Genomic DNA, 11,784 nt, shown 5'->3' on the forward strand with positions numbered 1-11,784 from the left:
TATGAACAATATTACTATATCTAACCTTGATAATGACATCAAGTATCGTCTACAAAAACGAGCCGAAAAACATGGTCGTTCCCTTGAAGAAGAAGCCAGAGAAATTATTCGTATGGCTCTAACAGAAAATCATGAACATTCCTTAAACTTAGCTAATATGATTGAGCAGCGTTTTGCAAATTTGGGAGACTTTGAATTACCAGAAATTCCTAGAGAACCTATTCGCACTGTATCAACATTTGAAGAATGATTATTCTTGATACAAATGTTTTCTTGTCATTAGACATCACCTCTCATATATTAACCTGGAAATACTTTAGATAAATCCAGAACTAAATCAGGAAAATATGGCAAACTAACTGATTCATTTTGCAGAAAAATTAACTTGCGGCGATAACCATATTTACCTTGTAAATCTTTATAAGGTTCGCTGTAAGATTCTAGATAATTATCTACTAAATTAAATATCCAATAGTCGGAAATACCAGCTTCTGCATAAATAGATAATTTTACATCTTGGTCATATTTCAAAGTAGAATTAGAAATTTCAATTACCAACAATACATCAGATGGGCTAGGATGAGCTTCTAAATAGTCATCAGGACGATTTCGCACAATAACTAGATCGGGTTCTGGTTCGCTGTCATCAGGTATAATAATTGGTTCTTGTCCTCGAAGAATCGCCTCTTCTAGAATCAGCTTGAACAACTCCCGATATAAGCGGGTGCTGCAAACAGAATGCGGTGTACCTTTTGCTGCCATCTGGATTATTTCACCCTTAATTAGCTCAACTCGGTCATTCTCCTCAAAGAAGCCGAGTTCAGCTAGACGGTGGTATTCAGCTATAGTAAAGCGTTTAGCAGTGGTAAGGCTCATAACAGCTACGAGAATGCAGAGTTATTTTTATCTTAATATAGCTGTAACTGATTAAAGTCATGCGATAGAAGATAATGAGGTGTCTGGGTATTCTTCTTTATCACCTTCTGTAGTTGCTTCTATACTTACACCCTTCCAAGGAAAATCAAAATATTGTTCCTGAACCGTTTTTAATTCCTTTATTGACTCTTGGAAAAATAATTTAATAGCAGATAGCTGGTCTTTTTCAGATAAAAATTCTTGTAGGCTTTTTCGATAAAATATAGCTGACCATGCTGGCAAAATAGTTAAGTTCTCAGGAGTCCATATATTGGGTTTATCGTTAATTACGTTCTGCATGGATTCAATAATTTTTGGGCGTTCTACAAAACCAGAAGAAACCTCTAAACATATACCTAGATATGGATATTCAGTGGAACTGTCTGGATTTAAATTAAAGTATCCAAGACCACACCAGAAATTATTGCCTGAAAACCTAGTATAGATAATATATCTACTAGACCATTTCCATTGAGTCCTACTTGCTGCACCGTTGATAACACCTCCAAAAGCTAGCTTGAATTCGCGTTGTACTTCTTCACCGAGAGTTGATTCCATGAGATTGAGAGTTTTGTTGTAATTCACCATTGTCAATAAGTCAACCGATGAAAATTGATTAGTGTGAGACATTCCATTTTTCCTCATGAAAATTAATATTTCTTGGGCTAAGATATCAGTCGTGTGTTGTTGTAAGCGGGCATAAAATTGATGCCACCTCAATTGATAAAAACTTACTTTTGGCTCTAAATTAAATGCTGGAGTTTTGATTTCTTCTTTTGGGTCATAATCACGGGTAATGTAAATTAAAATTCGATGTCTGACATTTGGTAAATTACTCAAAATATCAGCATATTTTTTTAAAGCATTATTTCCATCCTTCGCGCCAATTTTTGATTCAATAAATATTACATCTGTATTTAAACCAGTTGAAAGTTCAACCACAATATCAAGTCTACTATCCTCAGTATGGATCGCCAGTGCTTGATGTTCTTGTTGGGTTGAAATCTTGATGCTGGAATAATTATCATCACTAATGATTGAGTGATGTTTTAGCCAATCAAGCAAAATATCATTATTCAGGGACAAAAAATAAGCAACAATCTCAGTAAAAAAATCTTCACGCGGTTTGTTTCCTGAATGCAGATTGAGTAAATTAGTAAACAAAGACATTTATTTTTAAGTAGTTAAGGTAATTCTAAAAAAGCAAATATACCGGGCGATTAGAAATCGCGGCTACACAAACAAAGTCCGCCTACGCGGACTCTAAGAATTTGAAACCCACAGAGGTGGGTTTTGTCTGTATAGCCGCGAATTCCATTCGCCAGGGCAGGTTTTTATAAGTTCTGTTTGTATTGAGTATTACTAGCAGTGCAGCAGTTATAACTTAGCCGATCGCAGTTTGACAAGGGTGCTATAGTATACCAACAAAAATAGGGGTAAAATTTTACCCCTACAAAGTTATGTATTATTTTAAGAATAGCTAGAAAGGCTTATAAATCTTAAGTTAAGTGACTTTCTAGCAAAGTTGCGATCGCATCAGGATGAATATTCTTGTATTTCTTTTTACCAAGCTGCAAAACACAGTTGGGGGCGCTACCACAGCATTTTTGGCAACCAGTATATTCAATAGTAACTTTGTCTAACAAACCGCGATCGCACAAAGTTTTTTCTAAATCTGATAATAACCCTTTACCACCACGTTTCAAGCAACCAGACTTTTGACATACCATAATCCTCGCTTTTGGTTGAGGTGGTAAATCTTGCTTTGGACACGCATCAATTGGTGTCACCCGATAGGCTTTGATTTTTATTTTACTTGTGCGTGAGTCTATTTTACTATGACCACAAACGCGAATTTTCTGACCAGGAACTAAGGATGAACTTAGTAACCGACGCAACTCTTTAGGCAGTTTAATTTCCACATCTCCAGATGGAACTGCCAATTGCAAGTATTTATATTTTCCTGGTTCACCACCAACAAAACCTAGTAACTGTCCCTCAAGGTTCAATTCTGATAACGTCAAATACTTGTTACCCATGATTGATAAAAAGTTAGTGATTACTGGTTAGTAATTAGCTAAGAGTTATAAGTTAGTAGTTAAAACTTATAACTAATAAATTCCTACTCATTAAATCTTGCACCTGCTCCATCTCCCGCCAATAAATTTATTTATTGGCTAATAGCTTAACTCCACTAAAGTGGACTAAAAACCTTACTTAGTCTTCTTTAGAAGACTTTAGCTATTAGCCTTAGAATTCATTCTGAGGCGGTTGTGGGAACTGGTGCAATATCTGAGAAACCTACTCCCCGTTTTTTTAAGCGAGGCGTTTAGCTTCTACAGTTTGAGGTAAATTTGCTGTATCTGGCAAATCACGGAATTCTAATTCCCAACCATTTGCTAGGGTGAGAATCTTGCCATCATTTCCATCGGTTTGTTTGACGACTTCTTCTTCCAGGTCTTTTTTAGCAACGTAAACTACTAAAGTGCCGGCATCATTCATCCGTAGCATTACTTTCATGAGATTCCTCAACCGATTCTAGTTCTTTTTTCTTACAGCCGACGACGAATCCTGTTTCCAAGAAATGCACAGCATAGATATAGGAAGTCTGCAAATATGTGCCTATACTCGCTATGTAGCCGATATCTCCTTTGTTCACTAAAACTTGCCCGACTTCTTTACCAGGAAAGGTACCATCGTTTTTGAGCAGTTTCCGAACTCTGACTTTTTCACCAATCTCAAAAGCAGGTGGCAAGTTTAGTTCTAATTCATCGCGTTGCATGAGAGTACCTCTGTTCTCTGACCAAATTCAATAGTTCTTCTGTCGTCAGGCTGCGTTTTTTCTGTACCGATTGATGGCGCACTGCGTCTAAAACAGACTGGGTTTCTTGGGAATTCAAGAAAATTCCATGTTGTTCTAACAAGTTAGCAACCAAATGCCGTCCAGAATGTTTACCTACTACTAAACGCCGTTCCCAACCCACTTCTTCGGGTGCAAATGGTTCATAGGTAATTGGGTTTTGTAGTACTCCGTGAGCATGAATACCAGATTCGTGAGCAAAAGTATTTTCGCCAACGATCGCTTTCCAGGGTGGTACGCTAGCTCCTGATGCGGCTGCAACTAGTTGAGACAGTTCCAGCAAACTGGGAGTGTCGATGCCTAAATCAACGCCGTAGATGCGTTTAATCGCCATGACAACTTCTTCTAAAGCTGCATTGCCCGCCCTTTCACCTAATCCGTTGACTGTGGTATTCACTGACAAAGCTCCGGCTTTGATACCCGCAAGGGCGTTGGCTGTTGCCAGACCAAAATCATTGTGGGTGTGGATTTCTAGGGGAATCATCAAAGCTGAAACCAGCCGTTTGACCTTGTTGTAGGTGGTGAAAGGGTCGAGAACTCCTACGGTGTCGCAGAAGCGGAACCGGGATGCACCCCATTCTTGGGCATAAAGTGCTACATCTAAAAGGAAGTTTTCATCAGCCCTGGAAGAATCTTCTCCACCGACTGCTACCCAAAGACCTTGATCAACGGCGAAGCTGATACAGTCTTTAAGTTTTTGCAAACTTACTCGCCACTGACCGTGGAATTTGGCGGCGATTTGGATACCAGAGACGGGAATGGCAATATGCACCCGGTTCAGACCGCAAGCAATAGAAGCCTTAATATCTGAGATGACAGCACGGTTCCAGCCCAGGAGTTTTGCTTGTAAACCCAAGTCAGAAATTGCGGCGATCGCACGCGTTTCTTCGTCACCCATTGCTGGTATACCGACTTCTAATTCCGGGATACCAATGGCATCAAGAAACTTAGCGATCGCTACTTTTTCTTCTAAGTTAAAAGCAACACCTGCTGCTTGTTCACCATCACGTAATGTAGTGTCATTAATTATGATTTGATTCATTGCAAATATCCCTCTCTTGGAAGTATTCTTAATATCCTTTCCCTCTACAATTCCCAGCGATGGTAAATGCTAAAAATATCACAATTCATAATGTAGGATACATGATCCTTAATTATTGCCCCATTATTAGCATCACATCTGTATGGCAGGGAACTAAATCAATGTATAATTTACTAATCGTTTTTACCGATGTCAGTTGAAATATCTTCGAGTAGCAATGAGCTAATATAACTATTAGCAAATCCTGAACAAAGTAATACACAGAATCCAGCAATTAAGGATGCAATCATCTTCGTAACCTCATTTTTTTAGTACATTGGTGTGTAATTTAGGCAGGTAATGGTACTCAAAGCTGAAGGGTACAAATAAGCTAACTTTGTTCTGCTAGCCAATCAAAAATCTTTCCTAGCTGCTCCAAGTCAACTAAACCATACTGCCAGAGGAGCATCGGTAGTGGCCCATTTTCTAACTCACGGTGTCGCAGAGCTACAGCAATATCCGCATTTGAAAGTTCAAGTTCGTTGTGCAAAAAATTGAGGAGTTTTATATCTCTGTTACGAGTCGCCATAATTGATTGAACTTTCAACTTCTTAATTTGGGAAAAGAATTAAAAATCATAATTCCTCAGTCTTGTTTGGTAATTTCGCCTTTTTAATTGTTGCTATATGTCAGGAAAATTTCAGATTTAGTAGACTGGATAAAATCTAAAACTCGGTTAATCTCCCTCAGTCTGCAACAAATTCTGCTAGCTTACAGTAACTTCAACTTCTAAACCTATTCGAGCTTTGTGCATCTATGAACAAAGAGGGGAGTAGGGAGTGGGGAGTGGGGAGTGGGGTATGAAAAACTTTTCATTTGTACTCATGACTCATCACTGTAATGCCAGCAACGCTCTAACCAATCTAATAATTCGTGACGAGAAGCAAGAAATTGCATCACTATACTGCGAATTAAGATCGCTTCTAGTAAATTGTTCACTTGCACTCGTAAAGAACCATCGGGGGGACAGGAACTCTTAATTTTTAACTCTTGCAATCGGTAATAGATTCGCCAGCGATCGCTCAAAGGAATCTGCAAAACGTGATTTGTCATTTGTCCTTTGTCCTTTGTCAGTTGTCATTTGTCAGTTGTCCTTTGTCCTTTGTCCTTTGTCATTTGCAAATGACCAATGACCAATGACTAATGACTCTTAACGCTTAAAGTTTGCAGTTGTTTTTCGAGTTGCTCAATGCGCGAGAGCAAAGAACGAATCACGGTTGCTTCCACATCGGGCAGCTTTCCATGTTCTAAAGGAGAAAGGTTGGCGCTTTGATTCCGAGAAATAATTCGACCGGGAACTCCCACAACTGTGCAATCGCTGGGGATATTCCGCAAGACAATGGAACCTGCACCAATACGGACGCGATCGCCAATTTGCAGATTACCCAAAACTTTCGCACCCGCCCCGATCACTGCATTTTGGCCCACTGTGGGATGACGCTTACCAGTTTCTTTACCAGTTCCGCCAAGGGTGACGCCTTGGTAAATCAGTGTATAGTCGCCCACGATCGCAGTTTCGCCAATGACAACACCCATTCCGTGGTCGATAAACACGCCCTGACCAATTTCTGCGCCTGGGTGAATTTCAATTCCGGTCAAAAATCGCCCTAAGTGAGAAATTAAGCGGGGGATAAAACCGACTCTTCGACAATGTAACCAGTGAGCAAGACGATGCAAACAGAGTGCGTGCAATCCAGGGTAGCAAAACACCACTTCTAACCAATTACGTGCTGCTGGGTCGCGCTCAAAAATAATGCGAAAATCACTCAATAATGGCTCAAAAAAAACGCCAGAGAGGAGATTTTTCAGCATGGATGTATGGGCAGAATCCTGCGTTTTGGTACTTGGGGTATCGCTAATACTGTCTAAAGACTGTTGCATCGGTAATGTCTATCTGGTAAAAGAGTCATCTGCTATTTTTATGCTTATATCAGGTGACTTACAACTCGATACAAAACTCAATGCTGATTGGATTTATTGGATTGATTAAGGTTGTACTCATACGCCAAAACCCCGACTCAAGATAAACTTAAAATTTCTCTTGGGTTAGGGGCGCTAGTATTTAATGATAGGGGTACTAGTATTTTTGGGGCAGGGTTAAAGAATTTCTGTGCTCGCTACAAGAAACTTTACCTGTAAGCTTTTGCAAACATTTCATCAAGATATTTTGCAATATATTAAGCTGTACTCAGATGCACTCAAAGGTGATTTAGATGAGGCTACAAATCAATATTCTGTATCTCCTATTACTATTAGTATCTTATTATTTGGATAGGCGAATGACAGGTTTCTTTATTTTCTCTTAGGATTTCCTGTCTGTATGTATGTATACGTTTCAAAATATAGTTATAGCTCATAGAGAATATCTTATTATATAGATGTGTTGAAGGAAAGCATTTCAATAAGCGCAAATATAGGAATCTGATTTGATTACTGAATCACTCCAGTAAAACAACAGGGTTTTTCCTTGTGCAGCAAATTATAGAATGGACAAATGTACCTACCTAATTGGTGAAGTGGGCCAAATCTTTTCTGAGAACAATCTGAAACTGTGGGCTAAGAACTAACTTTGGCTACTTTTAGTATTTTTTCAATTGTTCTAAATAAACAGCAACCTCTATCATAATGCTGTTACATCTTTGTTAAGAATAGTTACAGCTTCTTAACACAAGGGCATATTTCTTATGGCAGTTGGAATTAATAAGAATGCACCACATCAGGTTGTTATCATTGGTGGTGGTTTTGGTGGACTATATGCAGCAAAGGGTCTGAATGCAGCGAATGTAAATGTTACTCTCATTGATAAACGCAACTTTCACCTATTTCAGCCGCTTTTATATCAAGTTGCCACAGGTACGCTATCACCTTCTGATATTTCCGCACCATTGCGATCTGTATTTAAGAAAAGCAAGAATACAAAGGTGTTGTTGGGAGAAGTAAATGAAATTGATCCAAAAGCGCAACAAGTTATTTTGGGTGATGAAGTAGTACCTTATGATACATTAATTGTTGCCACAGGTGCGAACCATTCCTATTTTGGTAAAGATCACTGGGAAAAAGTTGCTCCCGGCTTGAAAACTGTGGAAGATGCGATAGAAATGCGTCGCCGGATATTTGGCGCATTTGAAGCAGCAGAAAAAGAAACTGATCCCGAAAAACGCCGCGCTTGGTTGAGTTTTGTGATTGTGGGGGGTGGCCCGACTGGTGTAGAATTAGCAGGTGCGATCGCAGAATTGGCATACAAAACTCTCAAAGAAGATTTCCGCAGCATCGACACTTCAGAAACGAAAATTTTACTATTACAAGGGGGCCCTCGCATCCTCCCACACATGGTTCCAGAATTATCGGCATCAGCAGCAGTATCTTTGCAAACGTTGGGTGTAGAACTCCACACTCACACCAGAGTGACAAATATTGAAGGTGATATTGTTACTTTCAAGCAAGACAATGAATTTACAGAAATTGCCTCAAAAACTATATTGTGGGCAGCAGGTGTTCAAGGTTCCCCAATGGGGAAAGTCTTAGCAGAAACTACAGGTGTAGAGCGCGATTTCTCTGGGCGTGTCATTGTAGAACCTGACTTGTCTATCGAAGGTTATGACAACATTTTCGTAATTGGAGATTTAGCCAACTTCTCCCATCAAGATGCTAAACCTTTACCTGGTGTTGCACCCGTAGCTAAACAACAAGGAGAGTATGTAGGTAAACTAATTCGACGACGGCTTCAAGGTAAGACTTTGCCACAATTTCATTACAACGATGTGGGTAGTTTGGCGATGATTGGGCAAAATTTAGCTGTTGTAGATTTAAGCTTAATCAAACTCACAGGTTTCATTGCTTGGGCATTTTGGCTATTAGTTCACATCTACTTCTTAATCGAGTTTGACACTAAATTACTAGTAGTATTTCAGTGGGCATGGAATTATATCACTCGTAATCGTCGCTCTAGATTGATTACAGGCCGGGAAGCTTTTGTAGAACCAAAAACTGTTAACGATAGGGTGCAAGAGCCTTCTGTGACACCTCTGTAACTTCAGGTATCACAGCATTAGTCAACGATGGGATAAAGGGCTATTGGAGTGATGGAGTGGCGTGTGGTGGGAAATCTTAGGTGAAGATTAGCTGTTCCACGAAAAGAATATGGGGATGAGATACCGCCCTGAGCTATTTCGGCAATTTGGCATTTCATGACTTCGAGTTGCAGTTTAAATGGAGATATCAACACAAAGGGACAGTAAAGAAGTTGTACGGGGGATAAGGTAAAACTTTCCGCTTCTGGTGTCCCAGCTATGCCAGTTGTCAAGTGAGTGCTGTAGAAATGCTCTACATAAATGATACAGCGCTCACCAGAGTTCAGTTCCCGCTCTACAACTGGCTAGAAATCAACAAAACCAAATATAGCGGTTCTCATTTTGATGCAATACACTTTGACCTCTCTCCAAACCTCTCTCCTAAAACGAGAGAGGCTTTGAATTTTACTCCCCTTCCCTTGTAGGGAAGAGGGGCTGGGGGTTAGGTCTGTATTGCAAACAGAGAAGCTCTATAATTTCTTCTGAGTCAATTAATGGAGTTCAAAGACTCTTTAATGGAGTTCAAAGACTCTTTAACGAGTATTGCAGTGGTTTTCAATTGAATAGACCACATACGTAGGGGCACAATATATTGTGCCCCTACAATTACGTGTATAAAAATTGCTGTAATTTATCAAGAACCAGACACAGCTTTTGTCGGTCTACCTTTGATAGCTTTAAAACGTTCGCCCAACTGTTCAGCGACGGTTTTTAAGCCTGGAGTCTTTTTCGATGCTGTCTTTACATAATCATAAACAGTCAAACTGCTAGTCATAGCTTCACTACCGACTGCCATTAAAGTATCATCTACCTGTTCGGCGAGTTGCTGCACTGAGATTAAAAGTTCGGTAAGCGTAGCAGCTAATTGATAATCCCGGACAAGTTCTTCAACGTCAAAAGTGACTGGAAGAATTTCGCGGTTAGATTGAGCAGCACTGACACTATTGTTTACAAAAGCTAGGCTGCATCCGAGAGTTTGAAATCGATAACGCTTTGGGGAGTGGTGCCAGCAGCAATAAACTCTATAATTTCGTCGTAGACTTTGGTAGTATTTACAGATGTAGTCATGAGATTACCTCTTTTAATTTAATTTTACTGATTTACAACACCACTTTTATAATAAAAATAACCTGCTACTAAATCTGAAAAAGTATGGTTAACAATATCAGCCACGAGATGGGAGACGTATTTTTTACCGAAATTGAACACACTCCCAATCGTATTGAACAGTTTACTCGAAGCGTGGACTTGTGAAAATTGCTGTAAAATAATTAATTAAATGGTGATAGTTATGCAACACATTACGATTGACGCGGCATCACAACACTTACATGAATTAATCGCAGCAGCAATCAATGGCGAGGAAATTATTATTACCAAAGATGAACAGCCGATGGTTAAGCTAACTCCGGTGATTCCAGAAAAAAAACGCTCTCCATTATTTGGTAGTGCCAAAGATTTGATTACAATATCGGATGATTTTGATGAACCATTAGAAGAGTTCCAGGATTATATGTAATGCAGGTGTTATTAGATACTCATACTTTGATTTGGTTTTTCCAAGGAAATGAAAATTTTAGTGACAAGATGAGACTATTAATAGAAAATGAGAATAATGAAAAGCTCATCAGCATTGTTAGCGTGTGGGAAATGTCAATTAAACAAAGCATTGGTAAACTAAAATTCAGTTCACCAATCAAGACTTTTATCGAGCAAAAACTAGCATTGAATGATTTTAATTTACTCAATATCAATCTCGACCATATTGATGTAATTACTACTCTACCCTTACAACATCGTGATCCCTTTGATAGAATTTTAATTGCCCAAGCAATGGTAGAAAAAATTCCAATTATTAGTGTGGATACAGTATTTGATGCTTATTCAATTACGCGACTTTGGTAATACTAAAAAAGACTTTCCTAATGTTTTTGGCTCCGGTAGAGGTTCACCATCAGCCAAAGATGATTCAACCAGCATTTCTAAAACTTCTTGAGCATTTTTCAAAGCTTCTTCATAAGTATCTCCGTGAGTGTGACAAAATTCTCGCCATTCAGGAAGACTGACAACAAAACAATCATTTTCATCAGACCACTGAATAATTATTGTGTAGTGAGAATTCATTCTTTTTCTCTTGCTTATCTATGCAACTTCCAAAGACTTTCCTAGTGTTTTAGGCTCTGGTAGAGTTTCACCATTAGCCAAAGATGATTCAATCAGCATTTCTAAAACTTCTTGAGCATTTTTAAGAGCTTCTTCGTAAGTCTCTCCGTGAGTGCAAGGCTGCATTATATCCGTAAACTCAGGTAGCAAAACCACATAACATTGGTCTGCCTCTGACCATTGAATCACGATTGTATATTTCATTCTTCTGTCTCCTCGTCTTCTTTCATTTTATTTAGTTCTTCTAGTGCTTCATTGACTTGTTTTTCTAAATAAGGTTTGGCATCGCTACCATCTTTGCCAGCAATAATGATAGCTTTAGGCAATTGCGGATGTATCCATTTACTGTGGCTACCTTTTGCAGGTTTATAAGTAAATCCTGCTTGCAGCAACAAGCTTTTGAGTTCTCTGATTTTCTTAGGCATATACTCAGCTTACATTTACCCTTCCCACTGCTTTAACTTCTTCTGAGCAAATTCCCGCACTTGCTCATCTGGGTCATTCTCTGCTCTGTCGCGCAACAGTGATAAAGTCTGGGGATGCTGAGGAAATTGCTTGATAATTATCTCCAGTGCAATGCGCCGAGGATTAGTTTCATCCTCTTCCTTGCGCTCAAAGGAATCATCAACAGCGCAGTTGTGGTAAGCTAATCGGCATTTAAGCTGCATAATATAAATGCAGAGTCGGTTGAAAAT

At 39.2% G+C, this 11,784-nt stretch carries 18 protein-coding genes and 1 pseudogene; 4 read left to right on the forward strand and 15 right to left on the reverse strand.

Features of this window, described 5'->3' with window-relative positions; all coding sequences use genetic code 11:
- The first annotated feature begins 1 nt into the window (after position 1).
- Positions 2–250 carry a FitA-like ribbon-helix-helix domain-containing protein gene (locus VB740_RS27625; RefSeq protein ID WP_323203049.1) on the forward strand — a complete coding sequence of 83 codons (249 nt, stop codon included), beginning with the start codon at positions 2–4 and terminating at the stop codon, positions 248–250.
- A gap of 50 nt (positions 251–300) precedes the next feature.
- Here the strand turns inward: VB740_RS27625 and VB740_RS27630 are convergent, their stop codons facing one another.
- From VB740_RS27630 to cysE, 9 genes are all read right to left on the reverse strand, one after another.
- Positions 301–876, reverse strand: coding sequence for a Uma2 family endonuclease (locus VB740_RS27630; protein WP_323203050.1), 576 nt, complete (start codon positions 874–876; stop codon positions 301–303).
- Positions 877–933: 57 nt separating this feature from the next.
- Positions 934–2,085, reverse strand: a complete 1,152-nt coding sequence (locus tag VB740_RS27635; RefSeq protein WP_323203051.1) for a PD-(D/E)XK nuclease family protein — start codon at positions 2,083–2,085, stop codon at positions 934–936.
- Positions 2,086–2,414: 329 nt separating this feature from the next.
- Positions 2,415–2,954, reverse strand: a complete 540-nt coding sequence (locus tag VB740_RS27640) for a (2Fe-2S) ferredoxin domain-containing protein (protein ID WP_323203052.1) — start codon at positions 2,952–2,954, stop codon at positions 2,415–2,417.
- A gap of 277 nt (positions 2,955–3,231) precedes the next feature.
- Positions 3,232–3,435, reverse strand: coding sequence for a putative nitrogen fixation protein NifT (gene nifT, locus VB740_RS27645; protein WP_114083693.1), 204 nt, complete (start codon positions 3,433–3,435; stop codon positions 3,232–3,234).
- Positions 3,410–3,697 (reverse strand): nitrogen fixation protein NifZ, encoded by a 288-nt coding sequence (locus VB740_RS27650; protein WP_069070441.1) that lies wholly within the window; start codon positions 3,695–3,697, stop codon positions 3,410–3,412. The genes nifT and VB740_RS27650 overlap by 26 nt, the downstream gene beginning before the upstream one ends.
- Positions 3,684–4,817: a homocitrate synthase gene (gene nifV, locus VB740_RS27655; RefSeq protein ID WP_323203053.1), complete on the reverse strand. Its 1,134-nt coding sequence runs from the start codon at positions 4,815–4,817 to the stop codon at positions 3,684–3,686. Before nifV ends, VB740_RS27650 begins: the two co-directional genes overlap by 14 nt.
- 370 nt (positions 4,818–5,187) lie before the next feature.
- Positions 5,188–5,385 (reverse strand): DUF2949 domain-containing protein, encoded by a 198-nt coding sequence (locus VB740_RS27660; protein WP_109012176.1) that lies wholly within the window; start codon positions 5,383–5,385, stop codon positions 5,188–5,190.
- A gap of 293 nt (positions 5,386–5,678) precedes the next feature.
- A complete protein-coding gene (locus VB740_RS27665) occupies positions 5,679–5,909 on the reverse strand; it encodes an Asr1405/Asl0597 family protein (RefSeq protein ID WP_323203054.1) in 231 nt (76 codons plus the stop codon).
- Positions 5,910–5,996: 87 nt separating this feature from the next.
- Positions 5,997–6,737, reverse strand: a complete 741-nt coding sequence (gene cysE / locus VB740_RS27670; protein ID WP_323203055.1) for a serine O-acetyltransferase — start codon at positions 6,735–6,737, stop codon at positions 5,997–5,999.
- A gap of 803 nt (positions 6,738–7,540) precedes the next feature.
- Between cysE and VB740_RS27675 the strand changes: the two genes are divergently transcribed.
- Positions 7,541–8,887 carry an NAD(P)/FAD-dependent oxidoreductase gene (locus tag VB740_RS27675; protein ID WP_323203056.1) on the forward strand — a complete coding sequence of 449 codons (1,347 nt, stop codon included), beginning with the start codon at positions 7,541–7,543 and terminating at the stop codon, positions 8,885–8,887.
- 17 nt (positions 8,888–8,904) lie between these two features.
- Here the strand turns inward: VB740_RS27675 and VB740_RS27680 are convergent, their stop codons facing one another.
- Together VB740_RS27680 and VB740_RS27685 are read right to left on the reverse strand one after the other, a co-directional pair.
- A complete protein-coding gene (locus VB740_RS27680; protein ID WP_323203057.1) occupies positions 8,905–9,159 on the reverse strand; it encodes a hypothetical protein in 255 nt (84 codons plus the stop codon).
- Between the two features lie 401 nt (positions 9,160–9,560).
- Positions 9,561–9,893 (reverse strand): annotated as a pseudogene (locus tag VB740_RS27685) (hypothetical protein); the annotation flags it as partial.
- A gap of 324 nt (positions 9,894–10,217) precedes the next feature.
- On the opposite strand from VB740_RS27685, the gene VB740_RS27690 reads away from it, so the two are divergent.
- Positions 10,218–10,445, forward strand: coding sequence for a type II toxin-antitoxin system Phd/YefM family antitoxin (locus VB740_RS27690; RefSeq protein WP_323203058.1), 228 nt, complete (start codon positions 10,218–10,220; stop codon positions 10,443–10,445).
- Entirely contained in the window at positions 10,445–10,831 is a 387-nt protein-coding gene (locus VB740_RS27695) for a type II toxin-antitoxin system VapC family toxin (RefSeq protein WP_323203059.1), read from the forward strand. The genes VB740_RS27690 and VB740_RS27695 overlap by 1 nt, the downstream gene beginning before the upstream one ends.
- On the opposite strand, the gene VB740_RS27700 is transcribed toward VB740_RS27695, so the two are convergent.
- From VB740_RS27700 to VB740_RS27715, 4 genes are all read right to left on the reverse strand, one after another.
- The gene (locus tag VB740_RS27700; protein WP_323203060.1) at positions 10,811–11,050 is read right to left on the reverse strand and encodes a type II toxin-antitoxin system HicB family antitoxin; all 240 of its coding nucleotides are present in this window, start codon (positions 11,048–11,050) and stop codon (positions 10,811–10,813) included. The genes VB740_RS27695 and VB740_RS27700 overlap by 21 nt on opposite strands.
- 18 nt (positions 11,051–11,068) lie before the next feature.
- Positions 11,069–11,293 (reverse strand): type II toxin-antitoxin system HicB family antitoxin, encoded by a 225-nt coding sequence (locus VB740_RS27705; protein WP_323203061.1) that lies wholly within the window; start codon positions 11,291–11,293, stop codon positions 11,069–11,071.
- Positions 11,290–11,514 (reverse strand): type II toxin-antitoxin system HicA family toxin, encoded by a 225-nt coding sequence (locus VB740_RS27710; RefSeq protein WP_323203062.1) that lies wholly within the window; start codon positions 11,512–11,514, stop codon positions 11,290–11,292. The genes VB740_RS27705 and VB740_RS27710 overlap by 4 nt, the downstream gene beginning before the upstream one ends.
- A gap of 15 nt (positions 11,515–11,529) precedes the next feature.
- On the reverse strand, positions 11,530–11,784 hold a 255-nt coding region (locus tag VB740_RS27715; protein ID WP_323203063.1), incomplete at its 5' end, for a hypothetical protein.

The organism is Nostoc sp. UHCC 0251 (assembly GCF_034932245.1).
Lineage (GTDB): Bacteria > Cyanobacteriota > Cyanobacteriia > Cyanobacteriales > Nostocaceae > Nostoc.